Source organism: Peribacillus sp. NPDC094092, assembly GCF_050279365.1.
In the GTDB taxonomy this organism is placed as follows: Bacteria; Bacillota; Bacilli; order Bacillales; family DSM-1321; genus Peribacillus.
On the sequence record NZ_JBNNUC010000001.1, the window covers coordinates 1,635,348 to 1,659,927 of the forward strand.

Here is a 24,580-nt window from a genome sequence, read left to right on the forward strand (position 1 = left end):
TCTTTTTTATTTTATATCAGGCTTATCCAACAACTCGGTATACCTTTGCATAACTTTATAAAATAGATTAATTTCTTCAGGAGTAAAACTCTTACGCAATGTTTTATCTGCCCAAGTGAGTTCTTTAATATCATAATCTTTATGTGCTTTACTTAGAAGTCTTCCTTTATCAGTGACATACAAATGTACATTCTTGGCATTCCCAGCTTCTTTTTTTCGTATAATCAAACCTCGCTTTTCTAATTTAGTAATAATCTGTGAAACAGCACCTTTTGTTCGATTCCACTCCAACGCTACCTCGGTAACAGTGATTCCCGGATTCTCTTCAATGACAGTAAGAGTATGTACTTCAACCATATTAATGATTTCCCCTGTACCATAATCACGAGCTGTTTTTATATAATCATTGTAATTCATAACAAATTTATAGATAATATTCGCCTTTGCATCTAATTCATGATATTTAGCATTTGTTTGGATCACATTTTCAGTATCTTTCATTTCGCCTCACAACCTTTCGACTATAACAGTAAATTACACAGTAATAGTTTATTTATTATATCATTATGTATTAATGTATTAATCTTTTAGTATTTCTACTTTATCCTCTATGTGGTCTTAATTTAACTTCATCATTTTTTGACCAAGTTCATTTAATCACTAGACTGGATAATCAAAGGTTCTTCTCCATTGAAATTTCCTTCTAAAGCCAACCTGCCCCGTTATTTTAAGTATTTTCCTTTAAATTCTAATACCTATTATTAATCAAATTCGGCTACCTAATGACTTTCTTCGAATACAGTACCACTATTGAAACGCACACACAAAGCATAAAACCAATAATGAGGAGTCTTATGCTTAGTTTTGTAATATACGTTGACCGACCCAGCTCCTTGCAATCGAATGACCTCCTAAGAATCCAGACACCGGTCAATAAGCTAATGAATAATATTTTTTGCTTACCGTGTGGAACTCCCTTTTCTTCCATAAGAAAAGGAGCTGCAAGTCAGCTCCTCAAGCAAAGTACCTTTTAGGTAAAGATCGGTTATTTATACAAGATATCATCTCTTAATGAAGCAACTTTAGCTAAAGCTGTATCTATGTCTGCTTCATTCACTCCAAAGTGAGCAAGTGCATCGTTTAGATGTTTTACAATGGCATCAAAATGAGCTGGCTGCAAATTCAATCCATGGTGAGCTTTTGCCATGGATTGTCCAGAATATTGTTTTGGGCCACCTAATGCAAAACTAATAAATTTCGTCTGATGACGGCGTTGTTTTTCCATATCCGTCTTTTCAAAAAAATGTTTAACTGTATCATCCTTAAGAACCAACTCGGAGTAAAAATAGTCCACAACTTTTGCTATCGCTTCTTCTCCGCCAACTTTTTCATAAAGTGTTTGTTCCATATATACACTCCTATTTTGTAGTTAATAGAAGTATTTTCTGTAGATTATTACGTTTTTATTCCTTATCTTTCATCAAATCCCTTTAATTGAAAAAATGGGCCGCTCAGCCATCCTGACCCTTTTCCTGAATAAAAACTCGGTTATATTCAACATGTTGCCACTAAGTTGTTGAAAATGCATAATTGATTTAGTGAATTCCATTTATTACATTAACTGTTTACTTCATTTTACCTATTTAAATGGTAATGTGACAAAATTGTAATCTTACTTCCTGTTACATCTATGGTGGGGAAAGGGATGAATTTTATAGTATGTAACATGAGGAGGAGATTTACGTTGAAAAAGGTATTACAAACGAAAAACTTATCTAAATCCTATGGAAAGACACAGGTTTTAAAGAATATTGATTTGACTGTAACCTCGGGTGAATTTACGGCCATAATGGGGCCTTCCGGTTCAGGAAAAACAACACTGATGAATGTGTTATCGACGATTGATAAATTTTCCGCCGGGGAAGTCTGGCTTGAAGAACAGGCTTTGTTGGATTTAAACAAAAAAGCATTGCGCACATTCCGCCAAGAACGGATGGGTTTCATCTTTCAAGATTACAACTTGCTTGATACGCTAACGATTAAAGAGAATATTCTTCTGCCCCTTTCATTAAGGAAATTTTCTGCGGATGAGATGGAAAGACGTTTAAGACCAATCATCCAGGCATTGAATATTGAAGAAATTCAGGATAAATACCCCACAGAAGTTTCTGGTGGCCAGAAACAACGGGCCTCATCTGCGCGTGCCATCATTACAAATCCTGCGATTGTCTTTGCAGATGAACCTACAGGCGCTCTTGATTCCAGATCAGCAACACAATTATTGGAACAGTTAGCGAGCTTAAATGAAACGTTTCAAACGACCATTCTTATGATTACACACGACTCCTATGCAGCAAGCTTTTGTAAAAGGGTGATCTTCTTGCGTGATGGGGGAATCGTAAACGAGCTTTATAAAGGCGACCAAAGTCAAAGCGACTTCTTTGATCGAATCCTTCACATCCAGAGTGCCATGGGAGGGAATCAAAGGTGAACTTACTGAATATCACGTTGCGGAACGTTCAGCGTAATTTCCGTGTTTATACGATTTATCTGTTCGCCATGATTACTGGTGTCATGATCCATTTCACCTTCTCATCACTGATGTATAACCAGGATATATTGGATGTACTCAAAAATAAGGAGAGTTTTCAAACGGGGGTGTCGATTGCCTCAGTGGTCATCTTCCTCTTTATCATCTTCTTTATTCTTTATGCTAACTCTTTCTTCATGAAGCAAAGAAAAAAGGAGTTTGGTCTCTATTTGCTTCTTGGCATGAAAGAAAGCCAGATTACACGAATGGTTTTCGTTGAAAATTTGATCATTGGATCATTCTCGCTTGTAATTGGAATACTTCTCGGCGGTCTACTTTCCAAGTTTTTCGGTATGGCATTAATGAACTTAATGCAATACGACAATGTCATTTCGCTAAATTTTCCATATCAAGCGATCGGCTCGACAATCATCCTATTTCTCTTGTTAGCGATCATTGCAAGTATCCAAAGTTTCTTCATGATCGGTCGCGTACAACTCGTGGAGTTGTTTCATGCCAAAGAAAAAATGGAAAAACCCATACCTTCTTCGTTCATTATGGCAGGTTTGTCGTTAGTGTTATTAGCAACGGAATTCTTTCTGATCAGCCGGGGCAAAGAATCAAGCATATGGCAAGAACATACAACTTTTGCCTTTATTTCTGTTACAGTCGGCATGATCGGTGGAACGTATTTGTTCTTCCGTCAGTTTTCCGGCTGGCTGCTGCAAAAGATCAGCCAGAAGCATAATTTCCATGAAGACAATCGGGTATTGTGGATTTCGTCATTGCGCTTCCAAATAAGGTCGAATACGTTAAACCTTACCTTCATCTCTTTGTTCAGTGCGACCATTATTTTCTTGATAGGATTCGTTTCGATCAATTACGCTGTCCAGTTTGAAGCTGTCGGCAGGAATTTACCCAATGATATTGCATTCCAGTCATTGGATAAGGAAACAAACGATAAAATTGATGCGAAGATAAAAAACTCCAATCACTCAATAGAGTATCACAAAACTTTAGTAGCCTTAGTAGGTAAGCCAAATACAAACATGGACCTTGCTTTTGAGAACCCTGAGTATTTTTCAAGGGACGTTTTTCTTTTCCCAGAAAACGCATATAACGAAATCATCTCATTGCGTGGAAATCAGGAGGAAATCCATTTAGAAGATATGGAAGCTGTATCCCTGTCACAAGGAACGGATTACCCAAAATCTTTCCCCTCTGATCAAATGCCACGTTTTAAAGTGAATGTAAATGAAGATATCACGCTAAAACTGGTAGAGAAGAAAGATTACGCATTAATAGGCTGGGCCAGCGACCCTGTTCAATCCATGTTATTAAAGCCCGCAGTCCTGATTATTTCAGATGAGGCTTATCAAAACTTAAAAAGCACAGCCAAATCGATCCCTTTTGAAATTTATGAAATCGAAAATGAGAAGCAAGCTGACTCCTTATCAAGTGAAATACATGCCATTGTCACGAAGGAACCAGATACTTACTATTCTTCGTTTGCTGATGTGTATTCAAAGCAAATAGAAGGTTCTTCTTTAATGTTATTTGCAGCTGCTTTCCTGGCTGTGATTGCACTGTTTGCATTGGCTAGCGTTATTTACTTTAAACAATTGCGGGAAGCGACGGAAGATCAGAGACAGTATTCCATTTTGCGAAAGATTGGTACCGCAGACCGTGAATTGAAAAGCGTGATTCGTAAACAACTTCTCTTTGTTTTCTTCCCTCCGCTAGTTTTAGGCATTTTGCACAGCTGGATCATCTTAAAATACTATATCCTTGATTCAGTACAAGATTTTCCGCAGCTCACTTCGATGCTCTGGTTCATCTTTGCTGTATACTTTGTGATTTATGTATTGTTTTATCTGTCTTCTGCGAATCTCTACTACAAAATCGTAAATCAGAAATATTAATAAAAAAACGCAATGGCCTTCATCAAGGTCTCATTGCGTTTTTTTGCATAATGAAATAGGGATCGACATTTTTGGGGAAGTGCATGACAAATTCAGTATACAATCCTGTTTCAGAGGTGCATGTGATATAGTGACCGAGTTTATTGGATAATTGCTGTGCTAAATATAACCCCATCCCTGTAGATTTTGTGTAGGTACGCCCATTGGATCCTGTAAAACCCCTATTGAATATCCGTGGTAAATCAGTCTTTTCTATCCCAATTCCATTATCTCTAATAATCAGCTGCTTTTCTTTTAAATCAGAAACTGTCTCAATCTTTATTTCCCCTTCTTCTTCCGTATACTTCAAACAATTTGAAATTAATTGATTCAGGATGAATTGCAGCCATTTGGGATCACTTTGGATGAAGGTAGGCTCTATCTGTAAAGACAGGTGGATTTTCTTGGAAATAAACGTTTTGGAATGGTTTTTTATGACCTCTTTCACCAATTGGCCCAAATCACAATTCTTGATGTCATAGTCTTGATTGAAGTTATCCAACTTTGCATAATAAAGTGCCTGATCCACATAATGCTCTATCCTTGATACCTCATCATGAAGGCTCTTGGCATCGACCTCAGTCTGCTGCATCAATCGCAGCACCGAGATTGGTGTTTTAATTTCATGAAACCACGATACAATAAAATCGTAATACTCATTTTGTTTCTCTTGAATCCGATTGAGGGACCTTATTTGCTCTCTTTCCTTCTCTTCTATCAACTGCTGTAAGGAGGCTGCCTCTAAAGAAAGGTTTTCATGATCTTCGTCATCCCTGGCCCGGATTGCGCGTAAATTTTGCTGATACCGATACAAAAAGAAAATAATCAATACGAAAAGAGTCAATACCCCAGCATATAGAAAAGTGTCCAAGTTCCATGTCATATTGGGATCAGTGTAAAACACGGCAGAAACCATACAATAGACAAAAACGACTAAAAAAATATAAGGCCTCTCATGTTTTAAAAATCGCATGAACCTCATTCGATCAAATACCCCATTCCTTTACGTGTCACAATAAAGTCTTCCAAGCCAATTCCAGAGATTTTACGCCTTAAACGATTTACATTAACAGTCAGTGTATTATCATCGACAAACTGTTCATCATTCCAAAGAGCTTGCATCAAGTCATCTCTGGATACAATATTCCCTATTTTGCGCATCATCAATTGCAAAATGATAAACTCATTACGTGAAAGTTCAATGGACCGTTCTTCAAATTGAATGGTTGAGTTCGTTACATTCAAAGACAAGTTCCGGTGCGTTAACTTTAGGTTATGCCCATTTTGATACGTATAATTCCGGCGTAACAATGCACTGATTTTTGCCACAAGAACATCTAAATCAAATGGCTTCTGGATAAAATCATCCCCTCCCATATTAATGGCCATGATGATGTCCATGTTTTGATTTCGGGAGGAAAGGAACAGTATCGGGACACTTGAGAGTGCACGAATTTGCTGACACCAATAAAAGCCATCAAAGGTTGGCAAGTTTATATCCAATAGTACTAAATCAGGCTGGTATTTCTCAAAATCATCTAAAATGTGGTCAAACTCCATAACCTCCACAACTTCATATCTCCACTTTGTTAGGGTATCAGCCACTATATTTCTAATTTTTTCATCATCTTCAATTATCATAATTTTAAACATAACAATCTCCTATTCATGGACTGAATCAATAAAGGCTCAATTGTTCTTTAATATCATTATGCTAATTATTCCAAACTCCTGTCATTTGTACAACACATCACTCCAGAATATGTCCCAATGAAACAAACTCGAAAATTCAGAAGAAAGGTTATGGATTTCTACAAAAAAGGAATGTGGACTACGCCTTTCATCGCTTCCCTCTCCTTTTCTACGCAAAGAATCCTAACTTGAACAATGGATATTCATTTTAAGATAAAAAGTTACCAGCTTGTCCAAAAAATAAGTATAAGAATGTAATAGATTGGATAAACTAATAAAAAAGGAGTGGGAGAATATGGAGACTAAGATTAAAGAAGGAACAAAAGAAATGTGGAGCGAAATTAATGAATGTATAACTCGGAAAATTAATGAAAAACATGATTTATCTTTTCAAAAAAAGAGCAATGATAATTATATGAATCTATACATTCAAACGGCAGTATTACACACCTTATTTGAACTATCAGATGAATTCAGGAAAATCGAACGAAAATATAACGGATTGTGATGCTACTGGAAAGGTCATGCCCTAAAAAATTCAAGTTAATGGTGGATTAGGATTAAACTCTTAAAGGGAGCCTTTTAATCTTAATCCACGTTTTTTCTTTAACATCATTCCTGCACCATTTGCTTCCCTTCCCTATAAATCCCTCTTTTCATTCCAACTGGAATCCATTTTTCAATTCTACATTAAAATAAATGCAAAGATTATTCGTCAACCAAGACAGTTCACGAAAGCTTAAACATGATAAAACCCCACCTTTTCCTTTAGCAAACGGTGGGGTTTTTCTACATCTACTTCAACCGGGAGGTCCCTCTTTTGCAAACACGCCTGATAAATTGGCTTCAATATGTAAAGTGTTTTTATGTACAAACTTCCTTGATTTTCAACGGAGTGTTTTCCAATCATACGCTATGTCAAAACTATTATTTGTTGTTTTATAAATAACTAAAATCTTGTATATTTAATATAACTTACTGATTATTGAATCGAATGATCGGTTACAGCTTAGAATAGCTTGATAATTAACTAAAATCATTAAAACCAATATTTTTGAAAGAGAGCTGAAAGCTGATGTTGCGGTCACCGCTATTCGAAAATGATGTACCTGCAGTTATTCTTCCTTAACGGTAGAAAATTGCATCTCCGTTAAGGACTGGGAATGTTTAGTTAAAACGGAGGGTACAAAATGAAAAACACTATATTAGGTTCTTTATATTTATCACTCGCCGCTAGCATTTGGGGCGGGATGTATGTTGTGGTAAAAGTTGTGGTAGACGTTGTTCCACCACTTGAATTAGTATTATTACGATATGTAATCGCGATTTTAGCTTTGCTGACAATTGGTGTTATAACAAAACAATCTTGGCGGATTGAAAAACGAGACTGGCTTTTGGTTTTCATTATAGGACTTGTTGGAAACACAATTTCAATCGTAACCCAGGAAGTCGGTACGCTGCTATCCACTGCACAAATGGGGGCCATCATTACTTCGACGACACCTGCATTTATGGTGATATTTGCACGTATCGTTTTAAAAGAAAAGATCACTTTTAAAAAATCAATTTCTGTTATTTTAGCGACGATCGGTGTAGGCATCATTGTCGGAAATGCACATATCGGATCATCTCACCAACTTGGGGGCTTATCACTGCTTATTGCTGCATTAACTTGGGCACTTATGTCAGTTCTAATTAAACGTATACCTGGGCAATATTCACAAATTGTTATAACGACCTATGCAGTGCTTGTGGCAATTGTCTTTTTAACACCTGTTACGATTGGTCGATTAGATGAGCTTGATTTTCAAGCGGTCATGCATCCATCCATATGGGGCGGCCTTTTATACTTGGGCGTCATTTCCACAGCATGTGCCTTTTTATTGTGGAATCGCGGACTGCAAATGCTTACCGCATCAAGTGGCGGATTATTTTTCTTTTTACAACCTATAGTGGGTACTTTTTTAGGTTGGTTAATACTAGGTGAACAAATCGGCTTGTCTTTTTGGATAGGTACAATATTAATTTTTATTGGTGTGTTATTAGTCATTCGGGAAGAATAACCCACATTAAAAGGTTTGTTAAAGTTATCTTTTAAAAAGTACCCTATAGAGCAGCCACTTTAAGAAGGTCTGCCTATAGGGTACTTTTTATATTTTTCTTGCTTGTTTTTCTTGCGTATTCCCATTTCTATTCCTTAAGACAAAAAGATGTTTTTTTTATTTTTCTTCAACCTATTGCATTGAAAAATACCTTTTATACATTCATTACGTAATTATCATCATAATTTCATATACATTTCGAAAGTGCATTTGTTATCATTAATTCATAATCATGGAAAATAATTCTAAAACCTAGGAGGAATCGTTCTTGAAAAATCCATATACGGAATTGACGATCGGGATGATGAGAACGGGGATTTTAGGTTTCGGCGGCGGACCATCTGTCATCCCGCTCATCCGCCACGAAGCAGTATCCCGTTATCACTGGCTCGACGATGATGAATTTGGGGACACTTTGGCGATTGCCAATACACTCCCAGGACCTATTGCCACTAAGATGGCAGCATATCTTGGTTATAAATTAAAAGGCTGGCCTGGCGCCATCGTCAGCGTGGCCGCTCACGTTTTACCCTCATGCATTGCAATGGTTTTCTTGATTGCATTCATTAATGTATTAAGTAATTCGGCAAGGATCAGTAATATGATCGCTGCTGTATTACCGGTTGTCGCTGTCATGCTTGGTCAAATGGCTTATGAGTTTGGCGAGAAGGCGGTAAAAGGGTTAGGAAAGGTGCTCGGAATCACCTTTTTTGCGATTTCCTTTTTGCTTTTGCAGGTCATTTCCCTGCATCCGGGTATCGTCATTATGATTTTCCTTTTATATGGGGCGTTCCATTTTAAATTAAAGGATCGATTGAAAGATAAAAAGGTTAATAGGAAGGAGGAATCCGGTTAATGGGTCTTATTATCCCAATAGGAATGGCTGTTTTTCTGGCGTTTTTCATTGCCAATATTCTTGGTTACGGCGGAGGTCCAGCCTCGATTCCGCTTATGTATGATCAAATCGTCACCCGTTATGGCTGGCTTGATAATGCCGAGTTCTCACAAATGCTTGCGTTAGGAAATTCACTCCCAGGACCTATCGCCACGAAAATAGCCGCATATGTCGGATATGATGTATATGGCTGGCCAGGATTTATAGCCGCATTGGCAGGTACGATCATCCCTTCAGCCGTGGCTTTGATATATTTATTAAAAATCCTGCGAAAATACAAGCAATCGCCTATCGTAAAAGGCATGTCCCTGCTAGTACAGCCTGTGATTGCGATCATGATGTTATTGCTCACCTGGAATATGGCCGAAGATGCCGTCAGTTCCATCGGCTACATCCATTCAATCATCATCGCTGGATTAGCCTTTTTGGCCCTAGGTAAATTCAAGATTCACCCCGCCTTCGTAATCATTCTTGCCTTTGCGTACGGCGGCTTTATCATCCCGCTCACATAATAAGAAAAATCCACCTATATAGGGGGATTTTTTCATTTAAAGCTTCATGCCCATCCGGCTTTTATAACGTTTAATGAGAATTTGGCAATCAACGCTGACAACACCGACGACCGCATACAGCTTCTCATTGAGAAATCGTTCCATCTCCTGGTTATCAATAAAGATTCCGTGCATATGGAGTTTACTCGGACCGGTCATATGATATAAACTCGTTACTGCCGGTTCACTTTCTAATTGCTGTGCGACTGATTCCAGATATTTAGGCTCAACCTCAACGTTAAAGAATGCCGAAACGTGGATGCCGACCTTAGCTGGATTTATGACCGCAGTGAACCTCTCGATCACACCGTTTTCAACAAGATGATTGATTCTCATCTGAACAGCAACCCTGGAGAGCTCCACTTTCTTCGCTAAGTCGGTATACGAAATTCGCGCATCTTCATGTAAAACCGATATGATTTTCCTATCGATCCCATCAACTTTCAAGCTGGGAATCTTAAAGTCCTCTGCCATCCTGCGTAACTCCTTTTCGATTTCTTTACTCCATTATCGCAGAGAACACCAGCGGATCACAACAATCTTCCTTTTCACTTTTTAACCTTAAAAACGGCAGGAATTAAGCGATAGCCAAAATATATGGCCTGTCGGTTTTCAATAGTTACCCTCCAATTTGCGCATGATCGTCCATCATATATGTAGTTTTTAAACTTAGGTTACATCATTTCATCCAGCTGTATAATTAAAAACGAAACCGTCAAACAGATGAAATCCGATATCTGGGCGGGACAAATGGACGGCATCGGCGACATCCCCTTGAGAGACAATAAGGGAAACTATCCTCCTCCGTAATTAATGGGAGCAAAAGAGTTCCTGCCAGACTGGAATCCCCCCTCCTAAAAAAATTGAAAGGCGGGGGTTTTACAGACCGTTTAATGCAGGATGAAAGTTTATGAATTGATTCAATGGGCACTTCCTCAATCCTTTGTTTGAAAAGTCTTTGCGATGTTTTTATATTCCTCATCATTGAGAATGCCCATTTTTTTAAATAATGCGGAATAAGCGATTATTTTTTTCTGTGTACGGTTTGTACAATTCATTTGGTTCAGCTCCTTTTTTTACATAGTATTCACTTACGACAAAATGTTTCCTTAATACAAAACATTTCGAATGAACTAAATCAAAAAACTACCCAATTTCCTGGCAGTTTCATATTGTTATAGCTGATTAAAAAAAGATCAGTATACCTACATTCAAGTAAATGAATAAGCATCTATTTTTTTGCTGACAACGGGATGCAAATTGAAACATCTTGAATTGATTGGCAGTTTTATACGTTAATGAACACGTAACCGCTCACTCCAGCTTTAAACTGATGACCTCGCCAATTTATTGGCTTGTTCCGTTTGAAAACCGTATTATTGATTAAGAAGCTGCGAAGAAATTGAAAAAACTGCATACTTTCTTCATATTTTCTCGCTAAACTGTCTTTATTCTATAAGAAGGTGAATGCTCCTGAAAATCTCATTTAAGCTCGGACTATCTATATTTGTTTGCATTTTTTTGATGGAAACCGTTTCCATGGTTTACTTGCATAATAAAGTGATCCATTCCCGTGTCAATCAGGAATTGGATTCACTGAAGGCCCGTGGCAATAGTCATCGTGATGTATTGGAAATTACGTATTCCGGCTCAACCCTTCAGCATATCGGGCTGATGGAATCACATACCGATACAGATGTCGTGATTACCGATACAAGAGGAGATATTCTGCTATCTTCCGAAAAGGTAAATGGGGGAATGGAAAAGATCCTAGCAAAAAACCTACCGCAGGTACCCCGAAAAGGTCTGATCATCCAATCGAGATGGAAGGATGAAAGATATATAGCCACCGTTACGCCATTTATCAGCGATGAAGAAAACAAAGGCTTTGTTTATATGTTCAAAAATACAAGAGATGTGGAGGATTTAATCGCACAATTGAATAAGCATTTCCTTCTTGCGACTGCTTTGCTCCTTTTCTTCATGCTTGTCACCATTTATTTTCTATCGAAGGCTTTGACTAGACCACTGATAGCGATGAAGGAAGCGACAACCAAGCTCAGCAATGGGAATTTTTCAGTTGCTTTGCCAGTACGGTCTCATGATGAACTAGGGGAGCTTGCCCAATCCATTCAAAGCTTGGCTGATGAATTGAACTATTTAAAAAAGGAACGCAATGAATTCTTGGCAAGTATCTCTCATGAACTGCGCACGCCCCTCACTTATATAAAGGGATATGCTGATGTTGCCCGGCGGAAAGATTTGGATGAATCCGAACGATCAAGATACTTAGAAATCATCCATGATGAATCCGAACGATTAAACAGATTATTGGACGAACTATTCAATATGGCTAGAATGGATCTAAATACATTCACCATATCAAAAGAAACCGTCCAGCTCTCTTCATTCCTGCGGAACATTCACGAAAAAGTTTTACCGGCTTTTACAAATGAAAGAATTCAATTGAATCTGGAATGTAAGGATGATTTATTTATAGATATAGATCCCTCTAGGTTTGAGCAAGTCATTCTTAACCTGCTGGATAATGCGCTGAAGTACTCGAATGAATATACAGTCACCACCATCAAGGCCACTGAATGCCTTGGCAGGATTTCCATCTCCATAATCGATCAAGGGGTTGGCATCCCCCCTGAAGATATCCCCCATATCTTTGATCGTTTATATCGTGTCGAGAAATCACGCGCCAGAGATACCGGTGGATTCGGATTGGGACTTTCGATCGTCAAGCAATTAGTGGAGATACAAGGAGGAACCATTTCGGTTATAAGCAACTTGAAGCAAGGAACGTGCTTCACTATCACATTTAAGGAGATAACAAATGAAGACAGTAGTTCTGGTTGATGATGAACTGAGAATGCTTGATTTATTAGAGCTATACATTAAACCTCACGGATATACATGCATGAAGATTGAATCTGGATATGAAGCCATACAGTTCTTAAAGAATAAACATGCGGACATGGTACTTCTTGATGTAATGATGCCTGGGATGGATGGGTGGGAAACGTGCGAAAGGATCCGTGCGTTTTCCAATATTCCAATAATCATGCTAACCGCCCGGGATGCTGCACAAGAAATGGTGAAAGGGTTGAAAAAGGGCGCAGACGATTATATTACGAAACCCTTTAATGAAGATGTTTTACTTGCCAGGATCGAAGCGGTCACACGGCGGGTGCATAAACAGGATGATCATGTGTTCTTTAGGGGGTTAAAATTAAATGAATCTGCTTATGAAGCACATTATGATACGAAAACAATCCCATTAACACCAAAAGAGTTCTCACTGTTGTCCTTGTTTTTAAAATCCCCAGATCAAGTGTACTCCAGAGACCACCTCCTTTCGACCATATGGGGATTTAAAACGGATACGGAAGATCGGACAATCGATTCCCATATTCGAAATATTAGAGAGAAATTGCGTCATGCCGGTTTTCCAGCAGATCAACATTTGAAAACGGTCTGGGGCATCGGATATAAATGGAGTTCCGTAAATTGATATGAATTTCATTTCTGAGGCATTACTATCGAGCGGCCCTTTTTCCATTGCTGTAAGTGTAGCATTCAATATATTGATTAGCGTGCTTGGTTTTATTCCAAGCGTATTCATCACGGCTGCCAATATCACCGTATTTGGATTTGAAAAGGGATTGATCCTTTCTTATGTGGGGGAGATTGCCGGCGCAGCGGTCAGCTTTTGGTTATATCGAAAGGGCTTTCAAACATTCAAACCAAAGTTCATGAAGAACCGGTGGATCATGAAGCTGCAAAAGTCACAAGGATTTCATGCATTTTGGATGATCCTGATGCTGAGGCTCCTTCCTTTTATTCCATCCGGCGTGATCAACCTTACAGCAGCATTAAGCAAGACGGGAATGGTGACTTTCTTTCTCGCGACATCCATCGGAAAACTGCCTGCCCTCCTTGCCGAAGCGTATTCGGTAACACAAGTATTGAAGGCATCGGACGATGTAAGGATTGTTTTGGTACTGCTGATTCTGGTAATCGCAGTCATTTATTTTTTTAATAGAAACAAGAACAAAGGAAGGTAGTAAAAAGGCTTCTCTACGTTTAGGGTAAATTGGTTTTCTTTGATAAGGAGCCGTTCCCCCTTGATCTCCAAGAGTTAACGTCCAGATCCAGACCACCCGATTATATCGGATAAGATATTCGACGAGTTCGTCGTTTAATATATCCCTGTGCTGCGAACGGTTTCGAAACCTTTTTTATGTGCCGCCTTTTCATTAAAATAACAAAAGAAAGACACCACGATGGATGGGTCGAAATGCTTTCCATTTTGTTCATTTATGAAAGATAAAGCCCGCTCCACTGACCAGGAATCTTTGTACGGCCTTCTGCTGGTCAATGCATCGAACACATCCACAATGGCAACGATTCTAGCCTCCAATGGGATGTCCTCACCTTTCAAACGATGTGGATACCCAGTTCCATCCCATTTTTCATGATGATGGAGGATGATTTTTTCAGCCACTTCCAGGCTGCTGATCACATCATGGTTTATTTCCCTTGAAATCTTATTCAAAATATCGGATCCCATTAACGGATGCATCTCGATGATTTTTCGTTCATATGGAGATAACGGGCCAGGTTTGTATAATATCCCCTCAGGAATCTCCGCTTTCCCGATATCATGCAGAATACTTGAATGAACGATATGATTCATATAGCTTTTAGATAGTTCCAGCTGGCATCTTCGATTATGAACCATGACTAGCTGCTCGGTTAGGTTTTGAACTCTCAATAAATGCTCTTCAATGCCTGGATCACGGATTTCGCAAGAAATGGCGAGGACCTTTAACAATTCCCTTTGAGTCTCTGCCCTTTTCTTTTCCGAAAGGTAAATCCCTTCTTTCAATTGTTCCAGTTCACGGAAAATCCCTACAAAATACCACTTCCCCTCTAGATGAATAGGGGTAATCGTGATAGAGGAATGCCAAATTTCACCCGATTTCTTTCGATTGGTGAAGACCCCTGACCAAGGATTTCCCTTCCTTAACTCGTTTTTCAGGGAGGTGTATGTATTCAAAGGTGTTATCCCTGACTTTAGGAATCCAGCTTTGAACCCAATGATACTGTTCCTTGAATATCCTGTCGTCCTTTCATAATAAGCATTGATATCAAGTATGCGATGATCTTGATCCGTAATGATGACGGCATCCCCCAACTTTAAATACCCCGCCAATTCAAATGGCAGCCTTGATTCCAAAATCTATACCTCCAATAGCTGGATTTCCAATCCTGTCTCTTTGTTTCCCTTTTCTCATTGTCACGGCTCACTCGTTCTTGAGTAAAATTCTCAACATATAGGTTAAATGAACTACATTCAGATGATAAGGTATATAATACCATAGAAATTTTAGATACAATAGTTACTAAGCATTGTTTTGTGTATAACGATAGATTACAAGTTTCAGTCTGCACCACGTTTCAGCCTATGCATTCCTTTTAAGCTTATTTCATGACGAAGGGTAAATTGGTTCATTTCCGCGAATATTACACTTATCTAATGAGATAAGGCCTATACTATCTTCCTGTTTTCTGGAAAAAAGAATGAATATATTGTGTTTTAATGGGAAATTCCTTTATAATGCGCATTAGATGATTTTTTAGCATTGAATACGAGAGGAGACTGAAATATGAAGAAACTATTGTACCCAATCATCATTGGATTATTGGCAGTTGTTCTAACGGCTTGTGGTTCGAACGATGAAGCTGATAAGAAAAATGACGAGAAAGAGACTAAAACAACTGAGAAAGAAACAGCTAAAGCAACTGAGGAACAGCAAAAACAGATGGAAGAAATGCAGAAGAAACTAGACAAGCAAAAGGTGGATGAAAAGAAAACGGTGGCCATCGTCAATGACGAAAAAATTTCTGGTGCGGAATATAATACCGTGCTGTCTACCACACAAATGCAAATGCAGCAATTCGGACAAGACCCAACAACCAAGGAGGGTGCCAAACAAATTAAAGAGCAAACGCTCAACTCTTTAGTGGGGCAAAAATTACTGCTTCAAGCAGCTGATAAAAAGGGCTACACAGCTTCCAAGGCCGAAATCGAAAAGCAACTTGCCGAAATCAAAAAGCAATATGAGAGTGAAGAGAAATTCAAGGAAGCGATGAAGCAAGCAGGCCTGAATACGGAAACGCTGAATGCTCAAATCGCAGAAAACATCCCATATACGAAGTACGTTGAAAAAGAGATTAAAGTGGAAGAAGCAACTGATGAAGAAATCCAAAAGTATTACGACCAGGTTGCAGAGCAAGCTAAAACAAGCGGACAAAAGGTACAAAAACTCGAAGAAATGAAGCCACAAATCAAGGAACAACTAGAGCAGCAAAAGAAACAAGAAAAGCTTGTGAAGCATGTGGAAGAACTTCAGAAAAATGCTAAGGTCGATATTAAGATATAATGATGAAAAGAGCTGCCAAAATTGGCAGCTCTATCTTTATGGTCTTTTGTCCGCCTGCTAACACCCACGGCTTTTCAAGTTTATTTATTCACCCGTTTTAGAGAATCGTGCAATCCTTTCTCCTATTTCATCACGGACACGTTGAAAGGTTGCCCATTTTTCTTCATCTGTACCTTCTGCTTTTGCCGGGTCATCAAAGCCCCAATGTTCACGTTTAACATGAAGCGGCGTCATTGGACACTTGTCCGCCGCATCACCACATAATGTAACGACAAAATCAGAATTATTCAATATGTAAGGGTCGATGATATCCGATGTTTGATTGGAGATGTCCAATCCAACTTCATTCATTGCTTTCACAGCATTCGGATTCAAGCCATGTGCTTCAATTCCTGCACTTAGCACTTGCCATTCATCTCCCAGATATTTCTTCCCCCACGCCTCTGCCATTTGACTTCTGCAAGAGTTACCAGTACATAAGAAGTATAGTGTTTTTTTTGTCATGCTTTCTCTCCTTAGTTAGTAAAGTAGGTGTTTAATGCATGATTTGCAACCATATATACAGGCCGACTAATGTGATGAACAATGTTGGAATCGTTAAGATGATTCCTGTTTTGAAGTAGGTTGCCCATGAGATTTTCACACCTTTTAAAGAAAGGACATGCAGCCACAGTAATGTTGCCAAAGAACCGATCGGTGTAATTTTCGGTCCCAAGTCCGAACCGATGACATTTGCATAAATAAGGGCCTCCCTGATTGCCCCTGTTGTATGGGTGTCAGATATGGCAAGAGCATCAATCATCACGGTTGGCAGGTTATTCATAAGTGATGACAGAATGGCGGCGATGAAGCCCATTCCCATCGTTGCGGCAAATAACCCTTGATCAGCGGTAACTTGGATCAAATCCGTTAAAACGTTCGTCAATCCAACATTTCTCAGGCTGTAAACCACTACATACATCCCAATAGAGAAAAAGACGATTGCCCATGGTGCTCCTTTAATAACGGTTTTCGTGTTGACCTCTGGACTCCTCCTAGCCATCATGAGGAAGAAAATAGCGACAATGCCTGCAATGATGGATACAGGAACCCCAATAAACTCACTTGTAAAATAGCCAACCAGCAAAATTCCTAATACGATCCAGGACAGCCTAAACATACTTTGGTCTTGAATGGCTTCCACTGGTTTTTTAAGCTGTGATACATCGTAATTTTTCGGTATGCTTTTACGGAAAAATAAATATAAAACCAAGACGCTAGCAACAAATGCAAAGATGTCCGGTACAATCATTCTTGAAGCAAACTCGGAAAAACCGATATTGAAAAAGTCTGCAGATACAATGTTTACAAGGTTACTCACCACCAAAGGTAGTGAGGTCGTATCAGCAATGAACCCACTGGCGATGATAAACGGGAAAATCATTTTATCACTAAATTTCAAGGCACGTACCATTGCTAATACAATGGGTGTAAGGATGAGTGCGGCACCATCGTTTGCAAAAAAAGCAGCCACAAGAGCACCGAGGATACTCACATAGACAAACATCCTTACTCCATTTCCCTTGGCCGCCCTAGCCATATGCAGTGCTGCCCATTCAAAAAATCCTATCTCATCCAAAATAAGCGAGATGATGATGATGGCGATGAAGGTGAGTGTCGCGTTCCAGACTATCGATGTTACGTCTATGACATCAGAAAAATCCACGACGCCAACAAGTAAGGCCAAAACCGCACCGCCACAAGCTGACCATCCGATCGACAATCCCTTTGGCTGCCAGATGACGAGAATGAGTGTTAATAAAAAGATGATAACTGCCAAAATAACCGATCCCACTGAAGTTGTACCTCCTAGTTAATCACAACAAATCCGTTTTCCTTGTGCTGTTAATTCTTCTAATTTAAAGTTTTGACTTGGTAAGTCCTTGATGACCGTCAGAATAAATGAGTAATGGGAAGAAGACGGGTTTAACGAGTAAAAAATCCATTGTCCCCTCCTTGCTTCATTCACGATCCCGCTATCCTTCAACTTTCGTAAATGTTGGCTGATAGCCGGCTGGCTCATCTTGAATAAGCCCACAAATTCACAGACACAGCATTCATGCTCAGTCATGATCTTAACCATGCTCAACCGTGTTTTATCACCCAGTAATTTAAGAATGTTTGCCGTGGTTTCTAAATCCAATGCTTCATTCGTTTGCATTTCATCCCTCCTGGCACAATCAAATAAATAAGAATATGCTTATACGGTTATACAACATCATTGTATAAGCATATTCTTATATAATCAAGATTTAAAGATTCAACTTAATAATGTTCCGTTTTAGTCTGCTAAAAATTGATTTTAAATAACTCCGACTACGGAGAACATGGCCTGCACGCCCCCTCGACTTGTGCGGTGAAATATATAATAATGCCTATCCAAAGTAATTTAATCTTTAATACCGCATCTCCAAAAGGCATCAATATAAAAACAAGAAAACTGCCGAGTGATCGGCAGTTTTTTCTCTTTATAAATATTTCCGGTGAATCCCTTTTCCATCATAGGAAAACAGGACTTCTTTTCCTTCAATGACTGATTCCATATGAACGGAGCGGCCCCAGAGCTGATGAATATATGGCATGACTTTTTCGAGGTACTTCAGATCCAGTTCAATATCTTCATACCAATGTTTTAGATAAAGTTCACCATTACGCATGAAGTCCCCATCATTTACTGTGATATAAGGGAAACCGCCGTTGACCCTCATACTCACGAGTTGGTCACGAACATGTTCCCATGCCTTATCGACGATTTTATAATCTTTGCCTTGCTTTTGGAATAAGTACATATCCTCCCGCATGACCAGATCTTTCGTCAAATAATTGCGGAGAAAGGAAATATCCGACTCGATTTCCCTGACTTCGAACATCTTTTCCCGCCCAGATCCAGGCTTGACGCCCATCTTGATCATTTCTTCAGTTGGATTATCATAGCGCTCTTCAATATCTTCAAGCACTTTCAATCCAAGATAATAAGGATTGATGCTGGTCCGTGATGGCTGAACGACACCTGCGTTCAGTTTTGCGAATTCAATGGCTTCCCCTGAGGATAGATCCAATTCACGGATTATGCGCTGATGCCAGTAGGATGCCCAGCCTTCGTTCATGATTTTCGTTTCCAGCTGCGGCCAGAAATACAGCATCTCTTCCCTGATCATCGTCATGATATCCCGTTGCCAATCGGTTAAATCCCTGCTGTACTGTTCTATGAAAAGCATAATATCCTTTTCAGGCCTTGGCGGGAATTTTTTTCTCTTTTTAATGTTCGTTTGCTTCGGTTTATCCTTTTTATCAAGATTCCATAAATCATCGTATTGTGTGGCTGTCGGTTTTATTTCCTCTTCTTCTTCCTCATCTTCCATCGTCCAGGCAAGTTTCGGTCTCATCAGCGACGGATCGATATGTTCTTCAATGGCTAAAAGTGCATCGAGGAAGGTTTCCACTTCCTTTTTGCCATGCAGGATTTCATATTCACGGATTCTTTCTGCCGTTGCCGACATACTTTCAACCATATCCCTCTTAGTATTATTGAAACGGATATTATTCTTAAAGAAGTCACAATGCGCTAAAACGTGGGCAACAATCAATTTATTTTGTACAAGAGAATTGGAGTCCAGCAGAAAAGCGTAACAAGGATCAGAGTTAATGACCAGTTCATAGATCTTACTTAAACCAAAGTCGTACTGCAGCTTCATTTTATGAAATTGCTTTCCAAAGCTCCAATGAGAAAAACGGGTAGGCATCCCATAGGCACCAAATGTATAAATGATTTCTGAAGGGCAAATTTCATAACGCATCGGGTAAAAATCCAACCCGAACCCAGTTGCTATTTCTGTAATTTCACTAATGGCATATTCCAGAGCCTTTTGCTCCGATTCATTCATCCGATATCCCCCTTGTCTTCCGCCTTTAAACTAATGTATGAAAAAAAGGAGGAAAAATGCCGCGATCATGAGTAAAGGTCCTCGATAACAAAAAAAACACCTTCATGAAGAAGATGTCAGGCCAAATGTTTCATGCAGTTCTGCATTCAAACCTATTGATATCATTTCGCTAATTCCGTATTCACAGCCTCTTTTTTCGTTTTTGAACGGATCCAGGAAATGATGAGTGCTGCAATGATTACAAAACCTAAGTATCCTGTGATTGGGTATACACTCCCAACCAATTCAATAAAGCCTACGAAACTTGCAAGGAAAGCGAGGACCCCGACCATGATCACCGATATTTTAAAGCGTTTCGTTTCGGCACGTACCAACCTGGCGGTGAATGCATACAGCATCCCTACAGCGGTATTATAAATCATGCCTAAAAGGATGATGGATAGGAGATATCCCAACCATGGAGAAATCTGGTTCGCTAAATGAAGGGTAGGCATACCTGAGCCTTCTATGCCCTTCAAGTCGGACATCATCCCCAAATTGATCAGGAATAGCAAGATCCCCAATCCGATACCTCCTAGAATCCCTCCCATGCCAGCCTCTTTCTTGTTCTTGAAGGTCCCTCCCATTACGGCTAGCATGGCAATTCCGGCAGTCATATTATATGAAACATAAAGTAAGGAACCCATCATCCAATTTCCGGTTGCAGCGGTCCCTTTACTTGAAGATGAGATGATTTGATTGAAACTTAGATCGGATGTAAAAAATGAATAACCTGAAATAATGATCATGATAACAAATAAAAACGGTGTTACGGCACTTATGATGGACATTATTTTGTTAACATTAAGTAATAGAGTACCAATCGTGAGCACCGTCATGACGATTGCACCAACTATACCCGGAATCCCGAATTGTTCTTCAAAAATCGTTCCGGAACCGGCAATCATGATGACTGTAACGCCAAACAAGAAAAATGTGATAATAATATCGACCGCCCTGCCTACATAGGGGCCACAAATATGATTGATGATGCTTTTATGGGAGCGTGTTTGGAGAGTGCTCCCCAATTGAGTAACTTGCATGCCTAAAAACGCGAATAGAACTGTTGCCACCAAAATTCCCAATACACTGTAGATTCCAAAACTCGTGAAGAACTGTAATACTTCTTGTCCTGAGGCGAAGCCTGCTCCAATGATGATTCCTATATATGCACCTGCAAGGTTTACACTGTTTTTCATATCACATACCACCTTAATTATATGATTATTCTGACAATTTAAGTTATAAGAAATATCTTCCCTATCATCAATCTGTTCTTTAATCCCCTCCCAGCTTCAAGTTAACGGGCCGAAGCCCATGAAGCTGGGAGGCTCTTTTATTCACAACTCTTGTACATTTATCATTTGGTATATCTTTTACTATAGGAAGTGAATTCATCGACCGCAGCGTAATCGACTTCATAGCCAATGCCTGCCGCCTTTGGAACGGTTATGACCCCACCTTCCACTGTAACCTCTGGTTGGATGATGTCTTTATGCCAATAATTCGCGGATGCTGCCGTATCACCAGGCATCGTGAAGTTATCAAGTGTTGTCAATGCGATATTATGGGCACGCCCCACACCAGATTCCAACATGCCTCCGCACCATACCGGTACATTCCTTTCTTTACATAATTCATGAATTTTCATCGCTTCCGTTAGACCGCCAACCCTGCCGATCTTAATATTAATGATTTTGCAGCTTCCCAATTCAAGGGCTTTTCTTGCATCTTCCACGGAATGTATACTTTCATCCAAGCAAATCGGTGTTTTGATTTCCGCTTGTAATGTGGCGTGATCGACAATATCATCTGATGACAAAGGCTGCTCGATCATCATTAAATCAAATTGATCAAGCTGTTTCAGTAATTCGATGTCTTTCAGGCGGTAAGCGGAGTTTGCATCTGCCATGATCGGGACATCGGGATATCGATTGCGCACTTCCCTGATTACATCTACATCCCAACCTGGTTGGATTTTCATTTTTATTCTTTTATACCCATCCTTCAATCCAGCTTCGATCTTCGCCAATAATTCAGGTACCGTTTTTTGGATGCCGATACTGATTCCAACATCGATTTTTTCCAGTTCCCCGCCTAAAGCCATACTTAATGGGATATTATTTTCTTTTGCGTATAAATCCCAGATGGCTCCCTCGATAGCCGATTTTGCCATATTATTCTTACGAATATGCGAGAACATATCCGATACATCACGGGGATGCTCTATTTCTTTATCCAATACAAGCGGTATCAGGAAATCCTCCAGCATGGTCCAATTGGTTTTTATCGTTTCTTCGTTATACCAAGGTGCTGAAAACGCCACAGATTCAGCCCAACCTGAAAGCCCTTCTCCATTTTTCACTTCCACAAGAATGAACTCCTTATCCACAAACGTTCCAAAGCTTGTTGTAAAGGGAGCTACCAAATCCATATTTAAATGACGTAAACGCACTTCTGTTATTTTCATCCCGATTCCCCTCTTATTCTTGTTTTTTTAATAAATAGTTTTGAATATTTTCACCTTGTTCCCGTTCAATCCCGGCTGCAACATACCCTTTGGCAAAAAGCGTTTTGAATAATTCTCCGGTTTTTAACCGCCAATCAATCGCCAGGCTGAGATCAACTTTTTTGATTTGTTGAATATCTGTCGGAATGGGTATGGCGATCACCTCTGCATTCGTCTCAAAATGATAATCCTTGATGTAAGGGAATCCTTGGTCATTCATTCCTGTCGTTACGATGTGTATGGCTTTATCTGCAAGCGGAGCCTCTTCCTTTGCTTCCTGGCGTATATACCATTCCACCATGAATCGATCAGTGGACAATCCTTCATTGAGGGTATCCTTCATATTTCCATAACAATCATCCATATATGTAGAGCAAACAGCTTTTAGTTTACCGATGTTCAAGTTTGCATTCACGCTTTCCAATGGATCATACGTCCATGTGATCAAGTCGTAACCTTTTTTGAGTGCTTCTTTTTTTTGGGCAAGTTTAAGCAATCTGCCGTAACCCTTCTTTTGATGATCCGGATGGATTGCTAACATATGTGAACAAAGATATGCCCTTCCGTCTTTGAATCCCGGGAAACTATATTGAAACCCGACTAACTGACCATTGATGTAGCCGCCTAAAACAAGCCCGCCGTTTTTGACTGCCGTAATCGTCTGATGGATGGGGACGCAATCCATGCCCCATACTAGAACTTCCAGTCGCTGCACTTCTTGTAAATCCTCAAGTGTTGATAGGGATTTAATGATTAATTCATCAGTCATGTAAGTGTCCCCCCTCCCCATATTTCTCGAAAGTCAGTATGATGGCTTTGGTCAGGATTTCAATTCCCGATAACAAAGCATCTTTGTTGAACGTCATGTTCGGATGATGGAGCCCTGGTGCCAAATCACAGCCCAATCCTAGCATCGTCGCTTTGAGTTCAGGTCTTTTCAACGTATAAAAATGAAAATCCTCTCCTCCAGTCGTAATGACAGGCGCTACCAGATTTTCCTCCCCGAGTGTATCGGCTATCGCTTCAGACATTATTTCCTGGGCTTGATCGTTCACGGTTGCTGCAGCAACATTGGTTCCCGGTTCGAGTTTCACTTCGACTCCATGTACAATGGCCAAAGATTCTGCAACCTTTTCCACCTTTTTGGTGAGCTCTTCCATCATTGCATTATCCTGTGCCCGTAAATCCAATGTGAAAGTGGCTCTCCCAGGGATGATATTGGAGCTTTCGCCGCCAGCAAAAAACTGCGTCATTTTTGCCGAATAAGGGATGGATGGATTGAGATGGATACCATTTAATAAAGTGATGAATGCAGCTCCTATCTCGATGGCATTTTGCCCTTGATGCGGTCTGGCTCCATGTGCATCGGTCCCCGCTATTTCTCCTTTAATGAACTGGGCTGCACCATGGACAATGGCTGGTGCCGCTTGCCCATCCTTCACTTCCTCAACCGGTCTTAAGTGCACCCCATAAAGGAAATCGACATCATCCAATACTTTTTCTTCAATCATCTTTAAGGCGCCCGTACCTTTTTCTTCAGCAGGCTGAAAAATGAATTTAAGTTTGCCTCTTGGACGGAAGTCCATTTCTTTCAATACCAGGAATACTCCAAGTGCCAAGGTCATATGCCCATCGTGTCCACAGGAATGATTGGCTTGAAACGTCCCATGCACCTCCTGCCAAAGTGCATCGATGTCCGATCGCAACCCTACCGTGAAATTCCCATCCCCGATTTCCCCAATCACTCCTGTACAGTCCTTGAATGTTTTCACCGTACACTGATTTTCCGTTAAAATATCGGAAATGAAAGCTGTCGTATTCACTTCATTCCAACTCGTTTCAGGATGTGCGTGTAAATGGTCAAAGATATCGAGTATACGAGGCCTTAATTTTTCGATAGATTGTGTGATATCCATTTCTGTC

At 39.7% G+C, this 24,580-nt stretch carries 24 protein-coding genes; 10 read left to right on the plus strand and 14 right to left on the minus strand.

Annotated features, from left to right (window positions below; genetic code table 11):
* Window positions 1-6: 6 nt before the first annotated feature.
* Window positions 7-501 (minus strand): MarR family winged helix-turn-helix transcriptional regulator, encoded by a 495-nt coding sequence (locus ACQKNS_RS07855; RefSeq protein WP_427641914.1) that lies wholly within the window; start codon window positions 499-501, stop codon window positions 7-9.
* 544 nt (window positions 502-1,045) lie between these two features.
* Window positions 1,046-1,408 (minus strand): group I truncated hemoglobin, encoded by a 363-nt coding sequence (locus tag ACQKNS_RS07860; protein ID WP_427641915.1) that lies wholly within the window; start codon window positions 1,406-1,408, stop codon window positions 1,046-1,048.
* 336 nt (window positions 1,409-1,744) lie between these two features.
* Between ACQKNS_RS07860 and ACQKNS_RS07865 the strand changes: the two genes are divergently transcribed.
* Both ACQKNS_RS07865 and ACQKNS_RS07870 read left to right on the plus strand, forming a co-directional pair.
* Window positions 1,745-2,491: an ABC transporter ATP-binding protein gene (locus ACQKNS_RS07865; protein ID WP_427641916.1), complete on the plus strand. Its 747-nt coding sequence runs from the start codon at window positions 1,745-1,747 to the stop codon at window positions 2,489-2,491.
* A complete protein-coding gene (locus ACQKNS_RS07870; RefSeq protein ID WP_427641917.1) occupies window positions 2,488-4,452 on the plus strand; it encodes an FtsX-like permease family protein in 1,965 nt (654 codons plus the stop codon). The genes ACQKNS_RS07865 and ACQKNS_RS07870 overlap by 4 nt, the downstream gene beginning before the upstream one ends.
* A gap of 22 nt (window positions 4,453-4,474) precedes the next feature.
* Here the strand turns inward: ACQKNS_RS07870 and ACQKNS_RS07875 are convergent, their stop codons facing one another.
* Together ACQKNS_RS07875 and ACQKNS_RS07880 are read right to left on the minus strand one after the other, a co-directional pair.
* Window positions 4,475-5,473: a sensor histidine kinase gene (locus tag ACQKNS_RS07875; RefSeq protein ID WP_427641918.1), complete on the minus strand. Its 999-nt coding sequence runs from the start codon at window positions 5,471-5,473 to the stop codon at window positions 4,475-4,477.
* Complete coding sequence (locus ACQKNS_RS07880) at window positions 5,470-6,144, minus strand: response regulator transcription factor (RefSeq protein WP_427641919.1); 675 nt, start codon at window positions 6,142-6,144, stop codon at window positions 5,470-5,472. The genes ACQKNS_RS07875 and ACQKNS_RS07880 overlap by 4 nt, the downstream gene beginning before the upstream one ends.
* Before the next feature lie 334 nt (window positions 6,145-6,478).
* Here ACQKNS_RS07880 and ACQKNS_RS07885 point away from each other — a divergent pair, with 334 nt between their 5' ends.
* The 4 genes from ACQKNS_RS07885 to ACQKNS_RS07900 all read left to right on the plus strand — a co-directional run bounded on the left by ACQKNS_RS07885 (window position 6,479) and on the right by ACQKNS_RS07900 (window position 9,692).
* Window positions 6,479-6,691 carry a hypothetical protein gene (locus ACQKNS_RS07885; RefSeq protein ID WP_214743397.1) on the plus strand — a complete coding sequence of 71 codons (213 nt, stop codon included), beginning with the start codon at window positions 6,479-6,481 and terminating at the stop codon, window positions 6,689-6,691.
* Window positions 6,692-7,373: 682 nt separating this feature from the next.
* Window positions 7,374-8,246, plus strand: a complete 873-nt coding sequence (locus ACQKNS_RS07890) for a DMT family transporter (RefSeq protein WP_427641920.1) — start codon at window positions 7,374-7,376, stop codon at window positions 8,244-8,246.
* Window positions 8,247-8,553: 307 nt separating this feature from the next.
* Window positions 8,554-9,141, plus strand: a complete 588-nt coding sequence (locus ACQKNS_RS07895; protein ID WP_427641921.1) for a chromate transporter — start codon at window positions 8,554-8,556, stop codon at window positions 9,139-9,141.
* Complete coding sequence (locus tag ACQKNS_RS07900) at window positions 9,141-9,692, plus strand: chromate transporter (RefSeq protein ID WP_427641922.1); 552 nt, start codon at window positions 9,141-9,143, stop codon at window positions 9,690-9,692. The genes ACQKNS_RS07895 and ACQKNS_RS07900 overlap by 1 nt, the downstream gene beginning before the upstream one ends.
* Window positions 9,693-9,728: 36 nt before the next feature.
* On the opposite strand, the gene ACQKNS_RS07905 is transcribed toward ACQKNS_RS07900, so the two are convergent.
* Window positions 9,729-10,205, minus strand: coding sequence for an Lrp/AsnC family transcriptional regulator (locus tag ACQKNS_RS07905; RefSeq protein WP_427641923.1), 477 nt, complete (start codon window positions 10,203-10,205; stop codon window positions 9,729-9,731).
* 1,065 nt (window positions 10,206-11,270) lie between these two features.
* On the opposite strand from ACQKNS_RS07905, the gene ACQKNS_RS07910 reads away from it, so the two are divergent.
* Genes ACQKNS_RS07910 through ACQKNS_RS07920 form a run of 3 tightly spaced genes read left to right on the plus strand, consistent with a single transcriptional unit; the run spans window position 11,271 to window position 13,804 of the window.
* Window positions 11,271-12,596, plus strand: a complete 1,326-nt coding sequence (locus ACQKNS_RS07910) for an ATP-binding protein (RefSeq protein ID WP_427641924.1) — start codon at window positions 11,271-11,273, stop codon at window positions 12,594-12,596.
* The gene (locus ACQKNS_RS07915; protein ID WP_427641925.1) at window positions 12,574-13,251 is read left to right on the plus strand and encodes a response regulator transcription factor; all 678 of its coding nucleotides are present in this window, start codon (window positions 12,574-12,576) and stop codon (window positions 13,249-13,251) included. Before ACQKNS_RS07910 ends, ACQKNS_RS07915 begins: the two co-directional genes overlap by 23 nt.
* 1 nt (window position 13,252) lies before the next feature.
* A complete protein-coding gene (locus ACQKNS_RS07920; RefSeq protein ID WP_427641926.1) occupies window positions 13,253-13,804 on the plus strand; it encodes a TVP38/TMEM64 family protein in 552 nt (183 codons plus the stop codon).
* 134 nt (window positions 13,805-13,938) lie between these two features.
* Here ACQKNS_RS07920 and ACQKNS_RS07925 read toward each other — a convergent pair whose 3' ends face one another.
* Entirely contained in the window at window positions 13,939-14,979 is a 1,041-nt protein-coding gene (locus ACQKNS_RS07925) for an HD domain-containing phosphohydrolase (RefSeq protein WP_427641927.1), read from the minus strand.
* A 430-nt stretch (window positions 14,980-15,409) separates the two neighbouring features.
* Here ACQKNS_RS07925 and ACQKNS_RS07930 point away from each other — a divergent pair, with 430 nt between their 5' ends.
* Window positions 15,410-16,186: a SurA N-terminal domain-containing protein gene (locus ACQKNS_RS07930; RefSeq protein WP_141992996.1), complete on the plus strand. Its 777-nt coding sequence runs from the start codon at window positions 15,410-15,412 to the stop codon at window positions 16,184-16,186.
* A gap of 84 nt (window positions 16,187-16,270) precedes the next feature.
* On the opposite strand, the gene arsC is transcribed toward ACQKNS_RS07930, so the two are convergent.
* The 8 genes from arsC to ACQKNS_RS07970 all read right to left on the minus strand — a co-directional run bounded on the left by arsC (window position 16,271) and on the right by ACQKNS_RS07970 (window position 24,573).
* Window positions 16,271-16,690, minus strand: coding sequence for an arsenate reductase (thioredoxin) (gene arsC / locus ACQKNS_RS07935; protein WP_427641928.1), 420 nt, complete (start codon window positions 16,688-16,690; stop codon window positions 16,271-16,273).
* Between the two features lie 31 nt (window positions 16,691-16,721).
* A complete protein-coding gene (locus ACQKNS_RS07940) occupies window positions 16,722-18,020 on the minus strand; it encodes an arsenic transporter (RefSeq protein WP_427641929.1) in 1,299 nt (432 codons plus the stop codon).
* Between the two features lie 18 nt (window positions 18,021-18,038).
* Window positions 18,039-18,386, minus strand: a complete 348-nt coding sequence (locus tag ACQKNS_RS07945; protein WP_427641930.1) for an ArsR/SmtB family transcription factor — start codon at window positions 18,384-18,386, stop codon at window positions 18,039-18,041.
* A 307-nt stretch (window positions 18,387-18,693) separates the two neighbouring features.
* Window positions 18,694-20,109, minus strand: a complete 1,416-nt coding sequence (locus ACQKNS_RS07950; protein ID WP_427641931.1) for a SpoVR family protein — start codon at window positions 20,107-20,109, stop codon at window positions 18,694-18,696.
* A 161-nt stretch (window positions 20,110-20,270) separates the two neighbouring features.
* Complete coding sequence (locus tag ACQKNS_RS07955) at window positions 20,271-21,347, minus strand: YkvI family membrane protein (RefSeq protein ID WP_427641932.1); 1,077 nt, start codon at window positions 21,345-21,347, stop codon at window positions 20,271-20,273.
* A gap of 161 nt (window positions 21,348-21,508) precedes the next feature.
* Window positions 21,509-22,618: an o-succinylbenzoate synthase gene (menC, locus tag ACQKNS_RS07960; RefSeq protein ID WP_427641933.1), complete on the minus strand. Its 1,110-nt coding sequence runs from the start codon at window positions 22,616-22,618 to the stop codon at window positions 21,509-21,511.
* A 13-nt stretch (window positions 22,619-22,631) separates the two neighbouring features.
* Complete coding sequence (locus ACQKNS_RS07965) at window positions 22,632-23,426, minus strand: GNAT family N-acetyltransferase (RefSeq protein ID WP_427641934.1); 795 nt, start codon at window positions 23,424-23,426, stop codon at window positions 22,632-22,634.
* Window positions 23,419-24,573 (minus strand): M20 peptidase aminoacylase family protein, encoded by a 1,155-nt coding sequence (locus ACQKNS_RS07970; protein WP_427641935.1) that lies wholly within the window; start codon window positions 24,571-24,573, stop codon window positions 23,419-23,421. The genes ACQKNS_RS07965 and ACQKNS_RS07970 overlap by 8 nt, the downstream gene beginning before the upstream one ends.
* Window positions 24,574-24,580: the final 7 nt, after the last annotated feature.

Excerpts from the sequence above, each read along its gene's own strand:
- ACQKNS_RS07970 (WP_427641935.1), bottom strand. The coding sequence starts at position 24,573 with ATGGATATCACACAATCTATCGAAAAATTAAGGCCTCGTATACTCGAT.
- ACQKNS_RS07855 (WP_427641914.1), bottom strand. The coding sequence starts at position 501 with ATGAAAGATACTGAAAATGTGATCCAAACAAATGCTAAATATCATGAA.
- ACQKNS_RS07945 (WP_427641930.1), bottom strand. The coding sequence starts at position 18,386 with ATGCAAACGAATGAAGCATTGGATTTAGAAACCACGGCAAACATTCTT.
- ACQKNS_RS07875 (WP_427641918.1), bottom strand. The coding sequence starts at position 5,473 with ATGAGGTTCATGCGATTTTTAAAACATGAGAGGCCTTATATTTTTTTA.
- ACQKNS_RS07930 (WP_141992996.1), top strand. The coding sequence starts at position 15,410 with ATGAAGAAACTATTGTACCCAATCATCATTGGATTATTGGCAGTTGTT.
- ACQKNS_RS07890 (WP_427641920.1), top strand. The coding sequence starts at position 7,374 with ATGAAAAACACTATATTAGGTTCTTTATATTTATCACTCGCCGCTAGC.
- ACQKNS_RS07920 (WP_427641926.1), top strand. The coding sequence starts at position 13,253 with ATGAATTTCATTTCTGAGGCATTACTATCGAGCGGCCCTTTTTCCATT.
- ACQKNS_RS07880 (WP_427641919.1), bottom strand. The coding sequence starts at position 6,144 with ATGTTTAAAATTATGATAATTGAAGATGATGAAAAAATTAGAAATATA.
- ACQKNS_RS07900 (WP_427641922.1), top strand. The coding sequence starts at position 9,141 with ATGGGTCTTATTATCCCAATAGGAATGGCTGTTTTTCTGGCGTTTTTC.
- ACQKNS_RS07950 (WP_427641931.1), bottom strand. The coding sequence starts at position 20,109 with ATGAATGAATCGGAGCAAAAGGCTCTGGAATATGCCATTAGTGAAATT.
- arsC (WP_427641928.1), bottom strand. The coding sequence starts at position 16,690 with ATGACAAAAAAAACACTATACTTCTTATGTACTGGTAACTCTTGCAGA.
- ACQKNS_RS07915 (WP_427641925.1), top strand. The coding sequence starts at position 12,574 with ATGAAGACAGTAGTTCTGGTTGATGATGAACTGAGAATGCTTGATTTA.
- ACQKNS_RS07965 (WP_427641934.1), bottom strand. The coding sequence starts at position 23,426 with ATGACTGATGAATTAATCATTAAATCCCTATCAACACTTGAGGATTTA.
- ACQKNS_RS07885 (WP_214743397.1), top strand. The coding sequence starts at position 6,479 with ATGGAGACTAAGATTAAAGAAGGAACAAAAGAAATGTGGAGCGAAATT.
- menC (WP_427641933.1), bottom strand. The coding sequence starts at position 22,618 with ATGAAAATAACAGAAGTGCGTTTACGTCATTTAAATATGGATTTGGTA.
- ACQKNS_RS07860 (WP_427641915.1), bottom strand. The coding sequence starts at position 1,408 with ATGGAACAAACACTTTATGAAAAAGTTGGCGGAGAAGAAGCGATAGCA.
- ACQKNS_RS07905 (WP_427641923.1), bottom strand. The coding sequence starts at position 10,205 with ATGGCAGAGGACTTTAAGATTCCCAGCTTGAAAGTTGATGGGATCGAT.
- ACQKNS_RS07910 (WP_427641924.1), top strand. The coding sequence starts at position 11,271 with ATGGTTTACTTGCATAATAAAGTGATCCATTCCCGTGTCAATCAGGAA.
- ACQKNS_RS07955 (WP_427641932.1), bottom strand. The coding sequence starts at position 21,347 with ATGAAAAACAGTGTAAACCTTGCAGGTGCATATATAGGAATCATCATT.